Below are 20,394 nucleotides of genomic sequence, written 5' to 3'. Positions count from 1 at the left end.
GTGGCAACACCCGTCCGGTCCAGACCAGCCGGCGTCGGCCGCCCCACCGAACCCCCGCTGCCGTCGGTCCCCGGCGCCAGCCAGGAGGAGATCCGGCGGCAGAATCTCGGCGCCGTGCTGCGCTACGTCCACGTGCACGGGCCGACGTCCCGGGCCGAACTGACAAGCCGGCTCGGCCTCAACCGAAGCACCATCGGTGCCCTCGCAGCCGACCTGGTCGCCAGCGGCCTGGTCACCGAGGAGGCACCCACCACGGCCCGCCGCGCCGGCCGGCCCTCACTCGTGGTCAGTCCCCGCTCCGACCGGGTCTACGCCCACGCGTTGAGCATCGACGCGGACCGGCTACGTGCCGCCCGGGTCGGTCTCGGTGGGCAGATCCTCGATCGGCGGGAGATCGCGCGACCCAGTGGCCTGTCGGCAGTCGACGCCGTCGCGCCCCTCGCCGACCTGGTCCGGGACATGGAACGGTCGGTGGCCACCGACGCGCTGCTGGTCGGCGGCGCCGCCGCGGTCACCGACACCACCCGTGACCCGGACGGCCGGATCCGGATCGCCAGCATCGACGAGACGCTCGCTGTCGCGCTGGAGGCGGAGTTCAGCGGCGGCCCCGGTTTCGTGGCTGGTGACCTGGCCGACATCGCCGGGCTCGCCGAGCACGTCCGGGGCGTGGCGGTGGGCATCGCCGACGTCATCTACCTGCACGGCGACCTGGGCATCAGCGCCGGCATCATCGTCGGTGGCCGGCTGGTGATGGGCCACCGCGGTCACAGCGGCAAGGTCGGCCACATGGTCGTCAACCCGAACGGCCTGCCCTGCGGCTGCGGCTCACGTGGCTGTTGGGAGACCGAGATCTCCGAAGCCGCGCTGCTGCGGCACGCGGGCCGTGATCCGAGCGATCGCGCCGCGGTGGCCGAGGTGCTGCGCGCGGCGGCGGACGGCGACCGAACCGCCCGCGCCGCCGTCGAGCAGGTCGCCGGATGGCTCGGCTTCGGTGTGGCCAATCTGGTGAACGTGGTCAACCCGGATGCCGTGGTGTTCGGCGGTTCGCTTCGCGACATCTTCACCGCCGGAGCGGACGTGGTCCGCGAGCGGTTGGACAGCATGCCGCTGCCCGCCTCCCGCGCGCACCTGCGGCTGCGCGCGGCGGCGCTGGGGCGGGACGCCGCCCTGATCGGCGCGGCCGAGCTGGCCTTCGACAAACTCCTTGTCGACCCGCTGAACGTCGGCGTGGCGGGCCAGGTCGGGACCGGCGAGTAGTCGTCAGGGAGCCGGCACCTCCTCCACGACGCTGCTGCCGCTGCCCGGCCGGGACTCCCACGACCAGGTCTCGTGCAGCCGGACCCGGCCGTCGGGCAGCACCGACACGTCGGAGACGCAGTGCCCCGAGGACGTCTGACCGTCGGCGTTGAGCTGGACGTAGCGGAAGTCCAGCCGGTCACCCGCGCGGGTGCCGACCAGGTGACCGCGCCGGATCGACCCGCCGGCGTACTCGGCCCACACCTCGCCGGCCCGTTCGTGGTACGTGAAGACGGTCTGCGTGCCCACCTCGCCGGCCACCACATCCGCCACGGCCCGGAATCGCCGACCGTCCAAGGAGATCGTCATCTGCCGAACCTAATCGACGCATCGCTCCCGTACGTCCTACCGTATGGTGTACGGTATCGCCGCCTGAACGCCTGCGGAAGGGGAGCACTGTGCCGACGAGAGACGACGCGATAGTGGCGGAAGGGCTGCGTAAGCGGTATCGGGACCGTTACGCGCTGGACGGCTTCGACCTGCGGGTGCGGCCGGGGACGGTGTGTGGCCTGCTCGGCCCCAACGGGGCCGGCAAGACCACCTCGGTACGGATCCTGTCCACCCTGCTCCGGCTGGACGAGGGTCGTGCCGAGGTCGCCGGGTTCGACGTGACCCGCCAGCCCGACCAGGTGCGCTACCGCATCGGGCTGGTGGGGCAGCATCCCGCGCTCGACGAGGCGCTCAGCGGCCGGCAGAATCTGGTGCTCTTCGGCCGGCTGTTCCATCTGGGTCGCCGCCGCGCCCGGCAGCGAGCGGTCGAGCTGCTGGACCGCTTCGGTCTCGCCGACGCGGCCGAGCGCCCGGTCAGCACGTACTCGGGGGGCATGCGCCGCCGGCTCGACCTGGCAGCCGGCATGATCCTGGCCCCCGCGGTCCTCTTCCTGGACGAGCCCACCACCGGGCTGGACCCGCGGGGCCGCAACGAGGTGTGGGAGGCGGTCCGGGAGTTGGTGCGCACCGGCACCACAGTGCTGCTCACCACCCAGCACCTGGACGAGGCCGACCAACTCGCCGACCGGATCTCGGTGGTCGAGTCGGGCCGGGTGATCGCCGAGGGCACTCCCGACGACCTCAAGGCCCGCCTCGGCGGCGATCGGATCGAGGTGGTCGTCGCGGCCCCGACCGACCTCGCCGTCGCCGTCGCCCAGGTGCGCCGGGTGGCCGGCGACGAACCGACTGTCGACGTGGACCGGCGAGTGGTGAGCGTCCGGGTCGGCCACCGGGCCGGCGCGCTCGTCGACGTGTTGCGGGCGCTGGACGCCGAGCACGTCCCGGTGGCGGACGTCGCGCTGCGCCGCCCCACCCTGGACGACGTGTTCCTGCACCTCACCGGGCACCGCGCCCGGGCCGCCGAGGAGGTGGCGGCATGAGCGCGGCGAGCACGCCGGCCCCGGCGGTGGACCTGACGCCCGGTCGGCCCGCCCTCCTGACCGACAGCGGCACGCTGATCTGGCGTGGCCTGGCCCGGTGGCGACGCGACCCCGGCCCGCTGATCGCCTCACTCGGCTTCAACATCCTGATCGTGCTGATGTTCGCCTACCTGTTCGGTGGCGCGTTGCAGGTGCCCGGCGGTGGCAGCTACCGGGGGTTCCTGATGCCCGGCATGTACGTGATGACAATGGTGTTCGGCATCAGCCTCACCACGATCGCCGTCGCCGAGGACCTGGAGCGCGGGGTGACCGACCGCCTCCGGTCGATGCCCGTCGCGTCGCTGGCCCCGCTGGCGGCCCGGGCCGTGGCCGACATGTTGTTCGCCCTGGTCACGCTCGGGGTCCTGCTGCTGACCGGCCTCGCGATCGGGTGGCGGGCGCACGGCGGGGCCGGTGCCACGCTCGAGGCGGTGGGGCTGATCCTGCTGCTGCGCTTCGCCCTGATCTGGGTCGGCATCTTCCTCGGGCTGGTCACCCGCGGGCAGACGGCCGTGGTGGCCGTGCAGACCCTGGAGTTCCCGCTCGGCTTCCTCTCCAACGCGTTCGTCGCTCCGTCCACAATGCCCGCGTGGCTCGGTGCGGTGGCCGCCTGGAACCCGCTGTCGGCGACCGTCGGCGCCACCCGGGAGCTGTTCGGAAACCCCGGCTGGGGTGGTGACTCCTGGGCGGCGCAGCACTACCCGTTGCTGGCGGTGCTCTGGCCGGTCGTCCTGGTCGCGGTCTTCCTGCCGCTCTCGGTCGCCCGCTACCGGCGACTGGCCGGCTGACCCACTCGACGGGTGATCGCCGAGCCCCCGTGGCCCGGCGATCACCCGTCATCGACTACGCGATCCGACGCACCCGGCGGATGGCGAGGTAGAGCAGGAGCAGGGCGAGGGCGACGAAGAGGCCCGTCTCGATCCCCTGGAACAGCCAGAACCGGTCCGCCGGCTGGTACAGCTGCCAGTTGTACGCGCCCGGCTCAAGCCCCAGCTCCGCACCGCAGACCCGACCGTCCGGCCCCTTGCCGCCCGGCGGACACTGGATCCGGCCGCCCTCCGAGATCATCGTCCCGTCGGGGTTCCGGATGCCCTGGGCGAGGACCCAGTCCCCCCGACTGATCTCCGGTGGCCCTTCCCCCTCGATCGAGAAGGTCTGGGTGCGGGCCGGCTGGTAGTGCCGTCGGGCCAGGAGTTCCACCGCGGCCCGTACGCCGATGTAGCCGGCGAGGGTGATGCCCATGGCGGGAAGCATCCGCTTCCAGACCGTGCCGGCGAAGACGCCCAGGGCCACGGCGAACAGGGTGTACCCGATCGGGACGATGCCCTGCAGATCAAAGATGATCATGCCGAACCGGCCCTCGTGCGCGGACTTGGTGAGCGGGTCGACCCACCAGGACATGCCCAGCCCGTAGACCGTCGCGAGGACCAGGACGGCCCCGCTCACCACACCGAACTTCACCAGGGCCCAGCGGGTCCGGCCGACGCCCTGGGTCCAGACGAACCGGTGCGTGCCCTGCTCCACCTCGCGGGCGACAAGCGGCGCGCCCCAGAAGAGGCCGACGAGCACCGGCAGGGTGATCAGCAGTACGGCCACCAGACTGAGGCTGCCGTACTGGTTGCCGAAACGCCGATAGCCCGCGTCGCACGCCTCCCGGGTCGCCTGCGCCACGTCGGCGCGGGCGAGCTGACTGGCGCAGTCGGTCAGCCCGAGGTCGCCGAAGGTGTTGCGCATCGCCAGGCCGATGGGCACCAGCAGGGCGGCGAGCGCCACGAGCCCCAGCAGGGTGTAGAGCGCCTGCTTGCGGTGTTGCCGCCAGGTCAACCAGATCATGCTGCCACTCCCCACTCGCTGTGCCGGGTCTGCGTGGTGCCGTCGGCCAGGTAGGCCAGCACGACGTCCTCCAGACTGACCTCGCGGACCGTCCAGGCCGGCTCGGTGACCGGGCCGTCGGTGCGGACCAGCAGCGTGGACTGCCGGTCGGTGTGGCTGGCCCGGACCACGGCGGCGACGCCCCCGATGACGCCGCCGTCGTGGCGGGGGCCAACCAGTTGGCGGTGCTCGGCGACCAGGTCGTCGACCGCGCCGGTGAGCTGCACCTGGGCGGAGTTCAGCACGATCAGGTAGTCGCAGACGCGCTCCAGGTCGGCCAGCAGGTGCGAGGAGAGCAGGACCGTGGTGCCGGATTCCGCGACGCTGCCCATCAGCGACTGGAGGAACTCCCGTCGGGCCAGGGGGTCGAGGCTGGCCACCGGTTCGTCGAGCAGCAGCAGCCGGGGTTGCTTGGCCAACGCGAGGGCGAGCGCCACCTGGGCCCGTTGACCGCCGGAGAGCTTGCCGACCGGTCGGTCCGGGGGGATGCCGAGCTGGGCCAACCGCTGACGGGCCAACGTGGCGTCCCACCGCCTGTTCAGCTTGCCACCGGCGATGACCAGCTCGGCGGCGGTGAAGTCCCGGTAGAGCGGGGTGTCCTGGGCGACGAACCCGATGTCGGCCAGCCCCTTCGTGTCGCCGTACGGGGATCTGCCGAAGACCCGGACCGCGCCCGCGTCCGGCTTGAGCAACCCGACGGCCAGGTGCAGCAGCGTGCTCTTGCCCGCACCGTTCGGCCCGACCAGCGCGGCGATCCGGCCGGCCGGCAGGTGCAGCGAACAGTCCCGCAACGCCCATGTGCTGCCGTACCGCTTGCCGAGCCGGTCGGCCTCCAAGACCATGTCCATCCTCTGTCCTCTCGATCCGGCTGCGTCCGCGGCTTCGTGGCGGAGCAGCCCTTGGTGCGATGCCTGGTGGTTAGCTCGCCGCACGCGCTCAGGCGGGCTCCCTCTGCGGGGCGTCGTCGGCGAGGGTGGCGCGCAGCGTGGTCTCGACGAGCGCGATGACGTCCTCGGCCGAGAGGCCCGCGGCCTGCGCGCGATGCAACCAGGCCACCAGGTCCTCGCGTAGCTCGGCCTGGTTGGGCAGGGACGCGCCGGCCAGGGTGCGCTGGACGAACGTGCCCACCCCGGGTCGGCCGCCGACCAGACCCTCGATCTCCAACTCCCGGTACGCCTTCAGCACCGTGTTCGGGTTGATCGCCAGCGACTGCGCGACGTCCCGGACCTTCGGCAACTGGTCGCCCGGCGTCAGCAGACCGACGCGCAGCGCCTGCTTCACCTGCTGCACGAGCTGCATGTAGGTGTTCACCTTCGACCGGCTGTCCAACACGAACTCGATCACGCGTGATGATCCTTCCTGTTGTCCTACGACAGTAGGACTAATAGACAGCTTTATCGGTGCCCCCGTCGCTGTCAAGTACGCGGCGCGTCGCGATGCGTCTGGCGCGTCGGGCGGGGTGGCACCGGCGGGCCAGAGGTTGGCACCAACGGGCCAGTCCAGCGGGAAGGGACCGGCACGGAATTCGTGCCGACGGAGAGGTGTTCGATGGTCACCAACGAGGTGGCGACGTCGAGAGCGACTCCACTACAGGTGGCTCGCTCCCGGGGGCGGGTACGCGGGCGGTTGATCCTGCTCGGCCCGGCGTTCGTCGCCGCCGTCGCCTACGTCGACCCCGGCAACTTCGCCACGAACTCCGCCGCCGGTGCCCGCTACGGCTATCTGCTGGTCTGGGTCGTGGTGGTGGCCAACCTGATGGCGATGCTGGTGCAGACACTGACCGCCAAGCTGGGTCTGGCCACCGGGCGCAGCCTGCCCGAGCTGTGCCGGGAACGGCTGCCCCGGCCGCTGAACCGGCTGATGTGGGTGCAGGCCGAGCTGGTCGCCATGGCCACCGACCTGGCCGAGGTGATCGGTGGCGCGGTCGCCCTCTACCTGCTCTTCGGCATCCCGCTGCTGCCCGGCGGACTCATCATCGGCACGGCCGCGTTCGCCGTGCTGGCCCTGCGCTCGCGCGGGTTCCGCGCCTTCGAGATCGCCATCGCCGTACTGCTCGGTGTGATCGTCCTGGCCTTCGCCGCCAACCTGCTCGCGTCCGGCTCCGATCCCGGCTCCGCCCTGGCCGGTCTGGTGCCTCGGCTCCAGGGCACCGACAGCGTGCTGCTGGCCGCCGGCATCCTGGGCGCCACAGTCATGCCGCATGTCATCTACGTGCACTCCGCACTGACCCGGGACCGCATCCCGGCCACCGACGACACCGAGCGCCGGACCCTGTTTCGCGGTCAGCGCGCCGACGTGCTGCTCGCCCTGAGCGCGGCCGGCGCGGTCAACCTCGCCATGCTGCTGATCGCGGCGGCCAGCTTCCGTGGCGGCGGCCCGGGTGGCGCGGACAGCCTGGAGGGTGTGCACGCCGGGCTCGGCCAGACCATCGGCACCGCGGCGGCGTTCGGGTTCGCCGTCGCCCTGTTGGTGTCCGGGCTGGCCTCCACGAGCGTCGGCACCTACGCCGGCGAGGTCATCATGCAGGGTTTCCTGCGGCGGCGGGTCCCGCTGCTGCTGCGCCGGCTGGTCACCCTGCTGCCGGCCCTGGCCGTGCTCGCCATCGGCCTCGACCCCACCCGAGCCCTGGTCCTGTCCCAGGTCATCCTCAGTTTCGGCATCCCGTTCGCGCTGATCCCGGTGGTCGCCTTCACCCGCCGGCGCGACCTGATGGGCAACCTGGTCAACCACCCGCTGACCACCGCCGCCGCATCGCTGGTGGCCCTGCTCGTGGTCGCGCTGAACGCGTTCCTGCTCTGGCAGGTCACCACTGGCTGAGCCGGCTGGTCCGGCATGCCCGGTCGAGCCGGCGAGGCCGGCGGGGGATGGGTGTGGTCAGGTGCGCCGGCCCTCGTCGCGGCCCGGGATTTCCTGACGCTGCTCCAGGGCGTCGGCGGGGTTGGCGTCGGCCGGCAGTGACGTCACCTCGTCGAGCGTGCCCGCCGGAAGAGCGCCCTGCTCGGCAAGGTCGGCCTCGGACGCCTCCGGGTCGAGGTCACCCGACACCCGGTCCGGCGGCCCGTAGTCGACGGCGTCCTGTCGTTGCTCCTGGGCGTCCGCCTCCGGAGGAGGGAACGTGTCGCCCTGATCATCTGAGTACGTGCTCATCGGAGCCTCCTGCCCGGCGGGTGTCGACAGGCCGCCGGGCCGCTGCCTACCCGGCACAGCCGCCGGCACGCCTGGGGTGCCTCGTCAGCCTTGTTCGTCACCGTCGGTCGGACGGGGTGGGCGGTTGTGGAGTTGGCTGCCGAGTACGCGGATGCCCCCAAGCGTCGTACCCCCGCGGGACCGGCCTTCGGCGGCCGGTGACCCGCGGGGTGCCGTTTGCTCGACGACAGGCCGGGCCACGTCCCCGCTGACCCCGCCGGTGGCCGCGATCGGCCAGGATGGGCAGGTGGCCGGTCCCGGCCGCGACGAGGAGGGTGGGCGATGCGGGTAAGCGGGCGGTTGACCTGGGGGCGGCGTACCCGTGCGGGTGTGGCGTCGGTGGCGCTGCTCGCCGCGGCGGTGGCGCCGGCCGTCGCGCTGACGCCGGCAGCGGCGGCGGGTGCGGCGGCGGCCGGGACGCCCGTCTGCCAGGTGCGCGACGACCGGCTCCGGGAGCTCTCCGGCATGGTCGCCACCGACGACGGGTACGTCATGATCAACGACGGTGCCGACGACGAGGCCCGCCGCCGGATCTTCTTCCTCGACAAGCGCTGCGTGGTGGTCCGGGCGGTGGCCTACCCGTCCCGCCCCCGCGACACCGAGGACCTGGCCATCGGCCGCGACGGCACGGTCTGGGTCGCCGACATCGGCGACAACGACCACTCCCGGGCCACGATCGCCGTCTGGCGGCTCGCTCCCGGAGCGGACGAGCCGGTGCTGCACCGGATGACCTACCCGGACCGCCCGCACGACGCGGAGGCGCTGCTGCTCGACGCGTCCGATCGGCCGGTGGTCGTCACGAAGGGCGGCAGCGGCACCGTCTTCCTGTACGCCCCGACCGCCGCGCTGCGGTCCGGGGCGACGACGCCGTTGGCCTCGGTCGGCCAGGTGACCCTGCCGACGACGAACACCAGCAATCCGTTCTCGTTCCTCGGGCGCGGCGTGATCACCGGCGCGGCGAGCGCTCCGGACGGGCGCCGGGTGGTGCTGCGCAGTTACGCCGACGCGTTCGAGTACGACGTGCCCGACGGCGACGTGGTCAGCGCGCTGACCGCCGGCACCGCGCGGATCACCCCGTTGCCGGACGAGCCCCAGGGCGAGTCGATCACCTACAGTCGCGACGGCCGCTCGTTGCTCACCGTCTCCGAGTCCGCCGACCAACCGCCCGGCACCCGTCCGACGATCCTGCGCTACCCGGCCACCGACGGACCGGCCACCGCCGCGCGCCCGACAGGTCCCGCCGCTTCGGCGTTGCCCACCCTCGCCCGACCGATCGCCGAGGACACCACCGGCCCGGGCAACCGCACCTGGCTGGTGGCGGCCGGCGTCGGAACACTTGTGGCGCTGCTCGCCCTGGCCGGCGTGCTGCGGTGGCGGCACACGGCGCGCCGCTGAGCGCACGCCGGAGGTGCGGCAGGATGGTGGGATGTCCGTGCTGTCCACGTTGCGTCACCCGATCGTCGCGGCCCCGATGGCGGGTGGCCCGTCCACGCCAGCGCTCGTGGCGGCCGTCTCCGCCGCCGGTGGACTGGGCTTCCTGGCCGCCGGGATGATCGACGTCGAGCGGATGACCGCCGACGTCGCGCAGGTTCGCGCCCGCACCGACCGGCCGTTCGGCGTCAACGTCTTCCTGCCCGACCCCGGCGGCGTGGACGAGGCCGCCGTCCGGGCGTACGCCGAACGGCTCGCCCCGCAGGCCGCCGCGCGCGGGGTGCGCCTGGGTGAGCCGGTCGGCGGGGACGACGCGTACCCGGAGAAGGTGGCCGCGCTGCTCGCGGACCCGGTCGGAGTCGTGTCCTTCGTGTTCGGGCTGCCCGAGCGGGCGGTGGTGCTCGCCCTGCGCGAGCGGGGGACCGAGGTGTGGGCCACCGTCACCCGCCCGGACGCCGCGACGGCCGCCGCCGACCTGGGCGTGGACGCGGTGGTGGTGCAGGGCACCGAGGCCGGCGGGCACCGGGGCGGGCTGCCGGACGACGACGACTACGCGTTGTTGCCCCTGCTCCGGCTGGCCGCCGCCCGCTGCGACCGGCCCCTGGTGGCCGCGGGGGGCATCGTCGACGGTCCCGGGCTGGCCGCCGTGCTGGCTGCCGGCGCCGCCGCCGCGCAACTCGGCACGGCCTTCCTGCGCTGCCCGGAGGCGGGCAGTTCGCCGATGCACCGGGCGGCGGTGGCCGGGGCCGCGCCGACCGCGCTGACCCGGTCGTACACCGGCAAGCGGGCCCGGGGCGTGGCCAACGACTTCCTGCGCCAACACGACGCGTCGGCGCCGACCGGTTACCCGCAGGTGCTGCACCTGACGCGTCCGTTGCTGGCCGCCGCCCGGAGCGACGAAGACGCGTCCGTCGCGAACCTGTGGGCGGGGCAGGCGCACCCCCTCGCACGGGACCTGCCGGCGGCCGAGGTGGTCACCGAGGTGAGTGCCGGCGCCCGAACCGCGCTGGCGGTGGTGGTCGAGCGGTCCGCGCGCTGGGGCTGACCGGCGGCCTCGGGCGGTCGGGACCGCCGACCGGGAAACCCGTAGAGTCTCGCCGTGATCGAGATCGGTGCGCAGGTCGACCTGTCCCACCCGCCCGACCGGGTCTGGCGCGCACTCACCGATCGGAAGCTGCTCGGACGGTGGTTCGCCGAGGCCGACACGGTCGAGGGCGTGGCGGACCGACTGCTGCTGCACACGGCCGAGTTGCCCGGCTTCGAGGCCAACGTCGAGGTCGAGGTGACCGAGCGGCAGGAGGCGGCGCTGCTCGTGCTGGCCTGCGACGAGGCCGGCCGGCTCAGTGAGCTGACCTGCGCGGTCACGGCCACCAGCCAGGGCTGCCGGCTGGAGGTACGGGAGGTCACCACGCACGGCGCGTGGTCCGCCGACCAGCACGACCCGCGTGAGCAGCAGCTGCGGCAGGCGCTCACCGTACGACTGCCGGCCATCCTCGACTGGCTCGCGTTCCAGCAGGTCGACCTGCGCCGCGCCGACGGTGGGATGACCGCCGAGCTGCCGCTGATTGGTGCGCCCGGCACGTCCGGCCGCACCCGCCGTCGGCGTCGCACCCTGGTCGCCGCCCTGGTCACCGGTGCCGCGCTGCTGGCGGGGACGGCGGCCTGGATAACGGTGCCGCCCGAGTCGACGCCCACCGCCGCGCCCGCGTCGACCGGATCGCCGTCGCCGTCCGTCCTGGCCGGCACGACCGCCGCCGCCCCGACGGCGACCCCCTCGGCGCGCCCCTCGCGGAGCACCGCGTCGGCGAGCACCCGCCCGAGTCGGACCCCGTCGGCGCAGCCCCCGAGTCCGCCCGCGTCCGCTGTGCCACCCCCGCCGCCAGCGCCGCCGGTGCCCATGGTGGCCCGTTACGAGACCGACTCCAGCCGACTGTTCGGCTACACCGGCGCGGTGGTGGTCGGCAACCCCGGCGGCGTGCCGGTGGCGGACTGGGCCGTGGTGGTCACTCTCGGCGAGGGCACGACTGTCGACGACGTCGACGGCGCGAACTGGCGACAGGACGGGCGGGCGATCACCTTCACCGGAGCCGCGGTGGCGGCCGGAGGCTCGCAGACGATCAGCTTCGACGTCCGCGACAGCCGGCCGAAGGCCCGGGAACCGGAGAGCTGCACGATCGGCGGGCAACCCTGCGCGGGACTCTGACTAGGCTGCCGGCATGGCACTGCTGCACAAGGCGACCCTGCGCCCCACGAAGCTCGACCTGCTGGCGACCTGGCTTCCCGACCGAGAGTGGTACGCCGGGTCCGCCGGCGTCGAGCTGGTGAGCCGGGGCGCCTACCGCTTCGACGATCCGGCCGGTGCGGTCGGCATCGAGACACTGCTGGTCAGCACCCCCGACGGGCCGGTGCACCACGTCCCGCTCACCTATCGGGCCGCGCCCCTCGACGGCGCGGACGCCTGGCTGGTCGGCACCACCGACCACTCGGTGCTCGGCCGGCGCTGGGTGTACGACGGCTGCGTCGACGAGGTGTACGCCGCCGCGCTCGCCCACGCCATCCGCACCGGCGCCGGCCAGGCGGAGCAGTACTTCGAGGTGGACGGTCGGCGTGAGGTGCGTGAGCCGAGCATGACGATCGCGGTCAGCGGCGCCGGGGACGCCGACGCGCCCCCGGTCGGCGCGGTGCGCCGGGTGGTCGACGAGGACCGCACGCTCGTCGTCACCGACACCGTCGAACTTGTCGTCGTCCGCCGCCCCGGCGCTGCCGACGTCGCCGGCGCTGCCCTGCTCGGCAGGTGGAGCGGGCAGCCGACGAGCGTGCCGTTGGCGTACCTGCGAGCGCGGTGACGCTGCGGTGGGCGGCCCGACGAGTCGGACCGCCCACCGCGTTCACCACTGCGCCGGAGGCGGGGGCGGCGACACGGGCGGCCGGTCGTCGCAGGTGATCGTGTTGGGCAGCAGCCACGGCGCGAGCCACCCGCCGTCGTTGCCGCCGAGGTCGGTCACCGTGAACTCCGAGCCGGCCGGGGTGAAGTGGAACGAACCGCAGTTGTTGATCCCCACCGCGCCCACGTGGCGGGCGTCCACGTTGGTGAACGAGGCGGATCCGGCCGTGCGGGCGCTGACCACCGAGGTGCCGGTGCCGTCGACCCGGATGTCGCGGAACCGCACGTTGGAGATCGAGTAGAGGTCCTTCACCGGCCAGTCGCTGACCAGCATGATCGCGTTGTAGGTGCTGTCGAGGTACGCGTCGCCGGTCACCTCGATGGCCGCGTCGATGCTCCGGTCCAGGGCGAAGAACCAGATGGCGCCCAACCCGATGTTCCAGTTCAACTCGTAGGTGCCGGCGCGGGCGGTGGTGTTGTCGGTGATCCGCAGGTGCCCGGTGAACGGCTCCGCGCCGAAGCGGGCCCCGACGTGGATGCCGCTGCCCTCGCGGACCGGGTCGGCGACGAGGTTGTGCGAGACGGTGGTGTCCGTGCCGCCGTAGATGGCGATGCCGTTGGCAAGCGTGGGCGACTGCACGGTGTTGTGGTCGAACGTGTTGCGCGCGTTCGCCGTCTTCTCCGACCACATCGCCAGACCGTCGTCGCCGGTGTTGCGGACGAAGTTGTGCGCCACGAGGGAGTCGGTCACTCCGGTGTGGAAGTTGAGCGCGTCGGCGATCTGGTCGACGACGATGTTGTTGGTGACGCGGACGTTGCGCATCGGCCCGTCGAACCACAGGCCGGCCTTGGTGTGGCGCAGGTAGAGCCCGTCGATCGTGGAGTCGCTCATTGCCCCACCGATCGCGTTTACCTGGTCGGTGTCGATGCGTTCCCGGACGTCCCCCTCGATGGTGAAGCCGGAGAGGTGGACGTTGCGGCTGCCGCCGTCGGCGGCGTCGCGGCCGTAGAACCCGACGCCTGTGTGCACCGAGCCGTCCGGCGCGGGCGTGGGCAGGGCGACCTCGCGGCCCTTGATGACGGTGTACCAGTTGCCGGCGCCCTCGATCGTCACGTCGTCGACGATGATGTGCCGGTTGACCTGGTAGGTGCCCGGCGGCAGGTAGACCTTGAGGTGGGCGCGCCGGGCGAAGGCGATGGCCCGATCGATCGCGTCGGCGGAGTCCCGCCGGCCGGTGGGGTCGGCGCCGAAGGCGAGCACGTTCGCCGCGAGCAGCCGGACGCGGGGCGGCGCGACCAGCTCGGAGTCGAGCAGGTCGATGACGGTCCAGGCGGCGGCGCTCCCGGTCGGCGCGGTCAGGCGGATCCGGTCACCGGCTCGGTAGGTGCGCCCGAGCAGCAGTCGCTGCTCGTCGTAGAAGTGGGTGGGCCGAAACGGCGTGCTGATGCTCGGGTACGGCGTGGTGGCCGCCGGCACGCACTGGCACTCGGTGATCCACCAGTCCGGGTGCAGCAGCCCGGCCTGCGGGTCGTTGGAGAACGGGTACTGGTTGTAGAGCCAGGAGTACTGCGAGGTCAGCGTCATGGTGCGGACGTGCCTGCCGTTGGCGTCGACGCGCAGCGGAGCCGTGATCCCACCGCCGGACGGGGCGTCCGGGATGCTGTACCGCACGCTGATCCCGTTCGCCGCGCTGGGGAGGACGAACTCCACGTACTCCCCGGGGGCGAGCCGGACCGCCCGGCGGCCGGAGGCCTCGGCGGGCAGCGTGTAGGCCGTCCGGTCGGGGCCGATGATCTCGCCGTTGGTGCGGGCGTTCTCCGCCTCCTGTTCGACGAAGTCGACGTCGGCGCCGCGCCCGGCGACGAGTGCCGGATCGAGGGCGGCGCGGGTGACCACCGGCCGCGTGCCGGCGGGCGCGGACGGGCCGGCGACGGCGACGGTGGGCACGGCGACAAGCACGGCGAGGCCGGCGGCGAGCGCCACGGCGGCGCCGGCTTGTCGGCCGGGGCGTCCCCGGGCCGGCAGGATGCTGCGAATCATCGGTGACCCTCCTGGATGGGTGGTGGTGGAGGTCCGCCCGGCGCTTCCCCCGACGCCCGACATTGATCGTCATGATGCAGCACCGAACATCGCACTGCAAGACCACAATCGAAGTACGAAAATCGACGACCATTAAACCGCAAGAAATGGACGATCGGCGAGTTGAGGTGTCGCGCTTCGCCTGCGCCCAGACCGCCCACGCCCGGCGTACGCTGGGCCTCGTGGATCAAGAAGACCGGATCGCCCTGTTCCTCGACTACGAGAACCTCGCGTTGGGGGCGCGCGATCATCGTGGCGGCGCGGACTTCGACTTCCGGCCGATCGCCGACGCGCTCGCCGAACGGGGTCGGGTGGTCGTCCGCCGCGCGTACGCCGACTGGTCCTACTTCGACGAGGACCGTCGGATGCTCACCCGGTCCCACGTCGAGCTGATCGAGATCCCGCAGCGGATGGGCGCGTCCCGGAAGAACGCCGCGGACATCAAGATGGCCGTCGACGCGATCGAGCTGGCGTTCGAGCGCGACTACATCTCCACGTTCGTGATCTGTAGTGGCGACAGCGACTTCACCCCGCTCGTGCACAAGCTTCGCGAGCTGAACAAGCGGGTCATCGGCGTCGGTGTCGAGGGGTCGACGTCGGCGCTGCTCCCGCCGGCGTGCGACGAGTTCCTCTACTACGACCGCCTGGAGGGCGTGGACATCCCGCCGACCCGCAGCCGGCGCGGTCGTCCGACCCGCCCGGCCGGCCCGGATCAGCGCCCGCCGGAGCCGGAACTCGAGCGGGAGCCGGAGCCGGAGGTGGGCCGGCCGGCCGGTGAGGAGCCCGGACGGGACGTGGACGCGCTCGCCGTGCTCGTCGCCCAGACGGTGGCCGGGTTGCAGGGCAGCGCCAACGGTGAGGTCACCGCGTCCCGGCTCAAGCGCACCCTGCTGCGCAAGGACCCGACGTTCAGCGAGTCCGACTACGGTTTCCGCACCTTCGGGGAGTTGCTGCGGCACCTCGCCGAGCACACCGTGATCGAGCTGGCCGAGGGGCCCGCGAAGGGCGACCCCGGGGTCTCGCTGCCCGAGCACGGTGACCGGGAGGTGGCGTTCGGCCTGCTCCGTGGCGTGGTGGCGGAGCTGGGCAGCAGCGGTAACCCGGTGGCGCTGTCCGGGTTGAAGAACCAACTGCGCCGGGCCCGGCCCGACTTCAGCGAGAAGAAGCTCGGTTACCGCAGCTTCCTGCAATTCTGCAAGGCCGCGGCCACCGGTGGCGTGGTCGACCTGCGGTGGAGCCCCGAAGCCGACGACTACCTGCTGACCACTCAGAGCTGAGCGCCACGCCCGCTGCGCCGGCAGCGCCCGGCCCGCCCGGCCTCGCCCGGCCCGCCCGGCCTCGCATCGACGGCTGTCGAGCGGGAGTGCCGGAACTCCCCCTAGGGTGAGTGGTAGGGCTGCCCGAGGGCGAGGTGAGGGTCGTCATGCCGGGACGTGGCGAATGGACGCTCGTCGGCCGCGACGACGAGCTGAAGATCATCGAGGACGTCGTGTCGTCGCGGTTGCCGGGGCTGGTGCTTGTCGGTGCCGCCGGGGTGGGAAAGACGCGGCTGCTGCGGGAGGCGCTGGCCCGTGCGGCCCAGGACGGCGTGGAGTGTCACTGGGTCTCCGCGACCGGAGCGGCCCGGTCGATCCCGTTCGGCGCGGTCTCGCACCTGATCCCCGCGCAGACCCGACCGCGTGCCGATCCGGTGGGGCTGGTCGGCACTGTCGAACGCGATTTCGCCCGGCGCGGTGGTGACCGCCCGATCGTGATCGGCATCGACGACGCCCACCTGCTGGACGAACCCTCGGCCGGGCTGCTGCACCAGCTCGCCGTACACGGCCTCGCCGTGGCGGTGGCGACCGTCCGGGCGGGCCTCCCGCTCTCCGACGCGCTCACCTCGCTGTGGGCCGGTTCTGGCCGGCGACTTGACGTACGCCCCCTTCCGGCCACCGCAGTGGAACACCTGCTCGACGAGGCCGCGCCCGGTCCGCTCGACGCGATCAGCCGCCGGCGGCTGACGCGGCTCGCCGACGGCAACCCGCTGCTGCTGCGGGAGTTGTTGGCCGACGCCATGGACACCGGCGGGCTCCGCGAGTCGCGGGGGGTCTGGCGGTGGCGCGGCACCGCGTCGGGCAGCCCCCGGCTCGCCGAGCTGGTCAGCGCCCGGCTGCGCGCCCTGGAACCGGCCGCCCGGCAGGTGCTGGAGGTGGTCGCCTGCGGCGAACCGCTCTCCCTGGCGCTGCTGGAACGATTCACCGACCCGGTCGCGATCGAGGCCGCCGAACGCAGCGGCATGGTGGTCGCGGAACGCTCCGGCGCCCGTACGGCGCTGCGCATGGCCCATCCGCTCTACGGGGAGGCGCTGCGCGCCAGCATGCCGGCCAGCCGGTCCCGCACCGTGTTCGGGCAACTCGCCGACGTGCTGGCCAGCATGCCGCTGCGGCGGCGGGACGACGCGCTTGTCGCCGGAGTGTGGCAGCTCCGTTCGGGCAGCGTCCGGCATCCGGGCATCGCGCTGGCCGCCGCCCGGCAGGCGATCGACAGGTTCGACATCGACCTGGCCGAGCGGTTGGCCCGCACGGCGTACGACGCCGCGCCGGGCTGGGAAGCGCAGTGGCTGCTGGCCCGGGTGTTGCAGTACCAGGCGCGCAGCCAGGAGGCGCTCGACATGCTTCCGCCGGCCCCACCGCCGGGCAGCAAGCGCCTCGCCATGTGGGCGATCACCCGCGCCGGCCTGCTCTACTGGGGCCTGGACCGGATCGACGAGGCGCACGAGACGCTGCGGATGGTGCCTGCGGGCTCGCCCGGCCACGACCTGGCCGAGGCCACCCGGTCGTGGGTGCTGTTCTACGACGGCCGGTGCGAGGCCGCACTGTCCGTCGGCCAGGCCGTGCTGGCCCGGCCCGACACCGGGGTACGGGCGGCCAGTTGGGCGACGATGGGCGCGGCGTCGGCGGCCGGGATGCTCGGCCGGCTCGGGCTCGCCGCCGAGCTGGCGGAGCGGGGCCGGGCGGTGCTCGCCGCCGAACCCGAGCCGATGCCGTGGAACGAGGCGCAGGTCGGGTTGGGGCTCTGCTACGCCCAGTACGCTGCCGGCGAGCTGACCGCAGCCGCCGACCTGGCCGATCACGGCTATGCCGCGGCGGTGGCCAGCGACGCGCGGGGAATGGTCGCCGTGTGGGCCGGGTTCCGGGGGATCGTCGCGAAGACCCAGGGACGGCTCGACGCCGCCGAGGCAGACCTGCGGGAGGCCATCGCGCTCGTCGAGGAGAACGACCAGTACCACCTGGTGCGCACGTACTGGGCGGCGTTGGCGGGGGTCCGCGCGCTGGCCGGCGACCCGTCCGGCGCCCGCCGCTGGCTGGCCGCCGCCGATGCGCGGGAGCGCGCGGCGAACCGGATCTTCCACCCGTGGGTGGAGCTGGATCGCGCCTGGGTGCAGGTGGCCGAGGGTGATCTCACCGCGGCGATGCGTACCGCCCGTACCGCCGCCGACCTGGCTCGGGGCAGCGAACAGCCGACAATCGAGGCGGTGGCGCTCTACGAGTGCGCGCGGCTGGGCGCGCCCGAGTCGGTACGGGAGCGGCTGGGCGCTCTCGCCGAACGGCTCGGCGGGCTGGCGTCGACGCTCGCCGGCGCGGCCGACGCTCTGGTGCGCGATGACGGGCCGGCGCTGGAGACCGCCGCGGGCGACCTCGTCGCCCGTGGCCACACCCTGCTCGCCGCCGAGGCGCTCGGTGCCGCCGCCCGGGCGTACGCGCGGCGCGGCCGACCACGGGTGGCGGTGGCGCAGCGGGCCGCGACGCTGGCCCGGGAGTGCCGAGCGGTCCGGACACCCCTGCTCACCGCGACCGCCGCGGGCGCCGAGGAGGCGACGCTGACCCGTCGGGAGCGGGACGTGGCCATGCTCGCGGTGACCCTGCCCAGCCGCAGCATCGCCGACCGGCTGGGGTTGTCGGTGAACACCGTCAACAACAACCTGGCCCGCGTCTTCACGAAGCTGGGTGTGCGCAACCGCCGGGAGTTGGCCGTGGTGCTCGGCCACGACCGACCGGGGGCGCCGGACAGGTCACCGGGCGCGATTGATCCTCCACAGTAGGTAAGGGCGACTGATCTACCGGGCTACCGCACACCTGCCTACCGTGCGGTAACAACTACCGGCGCACCTCAGTCCCTGGAGGACGGCATGAGCCATTTGCACCCTGGTGGACCGCCAGGACCGCGACCCACGAGGTCGCCCCGCGTCCACAATGTTCTTTTCGCCGCCGGGGTGGCGGTGACGGTGGCCATGGTCACCGCACTCGTCGCCCCGGCCGCCGGCGGCGCACCGGCCACCCCCGCTGCCGCCGGTGCGGAGCGGGCGTCGTACGACGCGCCGCCGTGCACCCGCGAGTTGGAGGGTACGACCTGGTTGCTCGACCCGTGCGTCAAGCCGGGCGGGAAGCTTCCGGTGGAGGTGGAGGCGCGGCTCGCGCGGATCCGTACCCAGAAAGCCGCCGCCGCTGCCGACTGCCCGGACCCGAGCGGGTCGCCGTCGGCCTCGACCGCGCCGACCCGGGCGACCCGGCCGCCCGTCACGGCGGAGCCGGTCGCGAAACGTGCCCCCGCCGCCACCGCGACCGCACCCACCACGACGACGTCACCCAGTTCGACGACGTCACCCAGCTCGACCGCCTCACCCAGTTCGACGGCGTCGCCCACCGGGACGCCCTGCCCCTCCGGCAGCGCCTCCCCATCCGGCAGCGCGTCGCCGTCGGGCAGCGCGTCGCCGTCGGGCAGTGCGTCGCCGTCGGGCAGTGCGTCCCCCTCGGGCAGTGCGTCCCCCTCGGGCAGTGCGTCGCCGTCCGGTAGTTCCTCTCCGTCGGGGAGCGCGTCGCCGTCGGGCAGTTCCTCGCCATCCGGAAGCGCCTCGCCGTCGGGCAGTTCCTCGCCATCCGGAAGCGCCTCGCCGTCGGGCAGTTCTTTGCCGTCGGGGAGCGCGTCACCGTCGGGGAGTGCGTCGCCGTCCGGTAGCGCGTCACCGTCCGGGTCCGCGTCGCCCAGCGGCAGCGGCTCGCCGGAGCCGACCGATCCGCCCAACCCGACCGACCCGCCCACCGGCGGGCCGCCCTCGCCACCACCCCCGCCGCCGACCGGCTGCCCCAACGTGGCCGGCAACCCCACCCTGGTGGACGCGAACAAGGACCGGATCCGCTGCCGGGAGGTGCAGACGGTCACGGACGACACGGTGCTGACCCTGACCGGTGACTCGATCAGTTCCGCGCACCACCAGTTCGGGTTCGGGGTGGGCCCCGGCTGCCCGATGACCTCGTTCGACGGCCGCGGCATGCCCGGCAACAACGGCGTCTACAGCTACGGCCGGCGGTACTTCGACCTGGACGGCAGCGTCGTCGACTACGACAACTACGCGCGCACCGGGTACGGCACCGGGGACATCATCGCCGGTCGCGCCGGGCCCGACGCGTGCGGGAACGCCTGGGGTCGGGTGGCCAGCCCGCTCGGCCTCGCCACCGCGCGGATCGCGAAGGCGAAGGCGGACGGGCACCACGCGTACCACGCCACGACCGGAGGGGTGAACAACACCAACTGGAACACCGTGCTGATCCGGCTGGCCATGTGTCGCGCGCTGGAGTTCGCCGGGGAGAGCCTCAACCCCACGGGCCTGTTCCGCTTCGAGTGGGCGGCCGTCGGCGGCAAGCAGGGCATCGTCACCAACGGTGGGGGCTGCAACTTCTGGCTCGACCTGCCGGCCGGCGAGGACTACTACATCAACATCGGGGTGCCGCGTTACAACGGCCCGGCTCAGTACGCCGGCATCACCGCCGACGCCACCACGATCGTCAACTCGTTGCTGGCCGCCGGCGCGGACAAGGTCGTCTGGATGCTGTATTACGACATCACCCCGGCCAACGTCGACATCGGCCAGTATTCCTGGGCGAAGCTCAGGTCGTTGCTGCCGACCGGGTTGCAGTCCTACCTGCCGGCGGCTCCGGTGTCGACGCTGCAACCGCTCATCGACCCGCTCTGGGTGGGCACCGTACGGACAGTGATCAGCGATCTGAACTGGGCGATCCAGCTCGGCGTGCCGTTCGACCCGGCCGTGCGGGTGGCGGCCCCGCCGCCGTTCACGCCCGGCGACATTCAGATCACTGCCGAGGGTGGTTCACCGCACCCCAGCCCCGCAGGCCAGGACGCGTTGGCCGCCGCCCTGGCCGGAGTGCTCGGCGACATGTGAGCACCCCCTGATTGGT

Annotated in this window: 18 protein-coding genes; 11 read left to right on the top strand and 7 right to left on the bottom strand. The window is 73.1% G+C overall.

Annotated features, from left to right (window positions below):
* On the top strand, nt 1-1,257 hold the full coding sequence (locus ACLQ29_RS10710; RefSeq protein ID WP_425771454.1) for an ROK family transcriptional regulator: 1,257 nt from the start codon (nt 1-3) through the stop codon (nt 1,255-1,257).
* 3 nt (nt 1,258-1,260) lie between these two features.
* Here ACLQ29_RS10710 and ACLQ29_RS10705 read toward each other — a convergent pair whose 3' ends face one another.
* Entirely contained in the window at nt 1,261-1,605 is a 345-nt protein-coding gene (locus ACLQ29_RS10705; protein WP_425771453.1) for a hypothetical protein, read from the bottom strand.
* An 89-nt stretch (nt 1,606-1,694) separates the two neighbouring features.
* On the opposite strand from ACLQ29_RS10705, the gene ACLQ29_RS10700 reads away from it, so the two are divergent.
* Both ACLQ29_RS10700 and ACLQ29_RS10695 read left to right on the top strand, forming a co-directional pair.
* Nucleotides 1,695-2,666 (top strand): ATP-binding cassette domain-containing protein, encoded by a 972-nt coding sequence (locus ACLQ29_RS10700; protein ID WP_425771452.1) that lies wholly within the window; start codon nt 1,695-1,697, stop codon nt 2,664-2,666.
* Nucleotides 2,663-3,493, top strand: a complete 831-nt coding sequence (locus tag ACLQ29_RS10695) for an ABC transporter permease (RefSeq protein ID WP_425771451.1) — start codon at nt 2,663-2,665, stop codon at nt 3,491-3,493. The genes ACLQ29_RS10700 and ACLQ29_RS10695 overlap by 4 nt, the downstream gene beginning before the upstream one ends.
* 55 nt (nt 3,494-3,548) lie before the next feature.
* Here ACLQ29_RS10695 and ACLQ29_RS10690 read toward each other — a convergent pair whose 3' ends face one another.
* The 3 genes from ACLQ29_RS10690 to ACLQ29_RS10680 form a co-directional block, all read right to left on the bottom strand.
* The gene (locus ACLQ29_RS10690) at nt 3,549-4,538 is read right to left on the bottom strand and encodes an ABC transporter permease (RefSeq protein WP_425771450.1); all 990 of its coding nucleotides are present in this window, start codon (nt 4,536-4,538) and stop codon (nt 3,549-3,551) included.
* The gene (locus ACLQ29_RS10685; protein WP_425771449.1) at nt 4,535-5,425 is read right to left on the bottom strand and encodes an ABC transporter ATP-binding protein; all 891 of its coding nucleotides are present in this window, start codon (nt 5,423-5,425) and stop codon (nt 4,535-4,537) included. Before ACLQ29_RS10685 ends, ACLQ29_RS10690 begins: the two co-directional genes overlap by 4 nt.
* An 88-nt stretch (nt 5,426-5,513) precedes the next feature.
* The gene (locus ACLQ29_RS10680; RefSeq protein ID WP_425757728.1) at nt 5,514-5,921 is read right to left on the bottom strand and encodes a GntR family transcriptional regulator; all 408 of its coding nucleotides are present in this window, start codon (nt 5,919-5,921) and stop codon (nt 5,514-5,516) included.
* 204 nt (nt 5,922-6,125) lie between these two features.
* Between ACLQ29_RS10680 and ACLQ29_RS10675 the strand changes: the two genes are divergently transcribed.
* Complete coding sequence (locus tag ACLQ29_RS10675) at nt 6,126-7,394, top strand: Nramp family divalent metal transporter (RefSeq protein ID WP_425771448.1); 1,269 nt, start codon at nt 6,126-6,128, stop codon at nt 7,392-7,394.
* A 57-nt stretch (nt 7,395-7,451) separates the two neighbouring features.
* Here ACLQ29_RS10675 and ACLQ29_RS10670 read toward each other — a convergent pair whose 3' ends face one another.
* The gene (locus ACLQ29_RS10670) at nt 7,452-7,724 is read right to left on the bottom strand and encodes a hypothetical protein (RefSeq protein ID WP_425771447.1); all 273 of its coding nucleotides are present in this window, start codon (nt 7,722-7,724) and stop codon (nt 7,452-7,454) included.
* A gap of 321 nt (nt 7,725-8,045) precedes the next feature.
* On the opposite strand from ACLQ29_RS10670, the gene ACLQ29_RS10665 reads away from it, so the two are divergent.
* The 4 genes from ACLQ29_RS10665 to ACLQ29_RS10650 are packed head-to-tail and all read left to right on the top strand — an operon-like array spanning nt 8,046 to nt 12,040.
* Complete coding sequence (locus tag ACLQ29_RS10665) at nt 8,046-9,158, top strand: hypothetical protein (RefSeq protein WP_425771446.1); 1,113 nt, start codon at nt 8,046-8,048, stop codon at nt 9,156-9,158.
* Nucleotides 9,159-9,189: 31 nt separating this feature from the next.
* On the top strand, nt 9,190-10,239 hold the full coding sequence (locus tag ACLQ29_RS10660; RefSeq protein WP_425771445.1) for an NAD(P)H-dependent flavin oxidoreductase: 1,050 nt from the start codon (nt 9,190-9,192) through the stop codon (nt 10,237-10,239).
* 54 nt (nt 10,240-10,293) lie between these two features.
* A complete protein-coding gene (locus ACLQ29_RS10655; RefSeq protein WP_425771444.1) occupies nt 10,294-11,397 on the top strand; it encodes an SRPBCC family protein in 1,104 nt (367 codons plus the stop codon).
* A gap of 13 nt (nt 11,398-11,410) precedes the next feature.
* On the top strand, nt 11,411-12,040 hold the full coding sequence (locus ACLQ29_RS10650; RefSeq protein WP_425771443.1) for a CG0192-related protein: 630 nt from the start codon (nt 11,411-11,413) through the stop codon (nt 12,038-12,040).
* A 42-nt stretch (nt 12,041-12,082) separates the two neighbouring features.
* On the opposite strand, the gene ACLQ29_RS10645 is transcribed toward ACLQ29_RS10650, so the two are convergent.
* On the bottom strand, nt 12,083-14,119 hold the full coding sequence (locus tag ACLQ29_RS10645) for a glycosyl hydrolase family 28-related protein (RefSeq protein ID WP_425771442.1): 2,037 nt from the start codon (nt 14,117-14,119) through the stop codon (nt 12,083-12,085).
* A gap of 221 nt (nt 14,120-14,340) precedes the next feature.
* On the opposite strand from ACLQ29_RS10645, the gene ACLQ29_RS10640 reads away from it, so the two are divergent.
* Nucleotides 14,341-15,435 (top strand): NYN domain-containing protein, encoded by a 1,095-nt coding sequence (locus ACLQ29_RS10640; RefSeq protein WP_425771441.1) that lies wholly within the window; start codon nt 14,341-14,343, stop codon nt 15,433-15,435.
* Nucleotides 15,436-15,581: 146 nt separating this feature from the next.
* Nucleotides 15,582-18,242: an AAA family ATPase gene (locus ACLQ29_RS10635; protein WP_425771440.1), complete on the top strand. Its 2,661-nt coding sequence runs from the start codon at nt 15,582-15,584 to the stop codon at nt 18,240-18,242.
* A 68-nt stretch (nt 18,243-18,310) separates the two neighbouring features.
* Here the strand turns inward: ACLQ29_RS10635 and ACLQ29_RS10630 are convergent, their stop codons facing one another.
* Nucleotides 18,311-19,300 (bottom strand): hypothetical protein, encoded by a 990-nt coding sequence (locus ACLQ29_RS10630; protein ID WP_425771439.1) that lies wholly within the window; start codon nt 19,298-19,300, stop codon nt 18,311-18,313.
* Here ACLQ29_RS10630 and ACLQ29_RS10625 point away from each other — a divergent pair.
* A complete protein-coding gene (locus ACLQ29_RS10625) occupies nt 19,290-20,378 on the top strand; it encodes a hypothetical protein (protein WP_425771438.1) in 1,089 nt (362 codons plus the stop codon). The genes ACLQ29_RS10630 and ACLQ29_RS10625 overlap by 11 nt on opposite strands.
* The last annotated feature ends 16 nt before the right edge of the window (nt 20,379-20,394 follow it).

Source organism: Micromonospora sp. DT228, from assembly GCF_049841595.1.
Taxonomy (GTDB): domain Bacteria; phylum Actinomycetota; class Actinomycetes; order Mycobacteriales; family Micromonosporaceae; genus Micromonospora.
Note: the sequence above shows the minus strand (reverse complement) of the source record. Positions and strands in the feature narration are given on the sequence as shown.

Coding starts and splice junctions, on each gene's coding strand:
- ACLQ29_RS10660 (WP_425771445.1), top strand. CDS start 9,190: ATGTCCGTGCTGTCCACGTTGCGTCACCCGATCGTCGCGGCCCCGATG.
- ACLQ29_RS10635 (WP_425771440.1), top strand. CDS start 15,582: ATGCCGGGACGTGGCGAATGGACGCTCGTCGGCCGCGACGACGAGCTG.
- ACLQ29_RS10675 (WP_425771448.1), top strand. CDS start 6,126: ATGGTCACCAACGAGGTGGCGACGTCGAGAGCGACTCCACTACAGGTG.
- ACLQ29_RS10645 (WP_425771442.1), bottom strand. CDS start 14,119: ATGATTCGCAGCATCCTGCCGGCCCGGGGACGCCCCGGCCGACAAGCC.
- ACLQ29_RS10685 (WP_425771449.1), bottom strand. CDS start 5,425: ATGGACATGGTCTTGGAGGCCGACCGGCTCGGCAAGCGGTACGGCAGC.
- ACLQ29_RS10670 (WP_425771447.1), bottom strand. CDS start 7,724: ATGAGCACGTACTCAGATGATCAGGGCGACACGTTCCCTCCTCCGGAG.
- ACLQ29_RS10705 (WP_425771453.1), bottom strand. CDS start 1,605: ATGACGATCTCCTTGGACGGTCGGCGATTCCGGGCCGTGGCGGATGTG.
- ACLQ29_RS10665 (WP_425771446.1), top strand. CDS start 8,046: ATGCGGGTAAGCGGGCGGTTGACCTGGGGGCGGCGTACCCGTGCGGGT.
- ACLQ29_RS10690 (WP_425771450.1), bottom strand. CDS start 4,538: ATGATCTGGTTGACCTGGCGGCAACACCGCAAGCAGGCGCTCTACACC.
- ACLQ29_RS10650 (WP_425771443.1), top strand. CDS start 11,411: ATGGCACTGCTGCACAAGGCGACCCTGCGCCCCACGAAGCTCGACCTG.
- ACLQ29_RS10695 (WP_425771451.1), top strand. CDS start 2,663: ATGAGCGCGGCGAGCACGCCGGCCCCGGCGGTGGACCTGACGCCCGGT.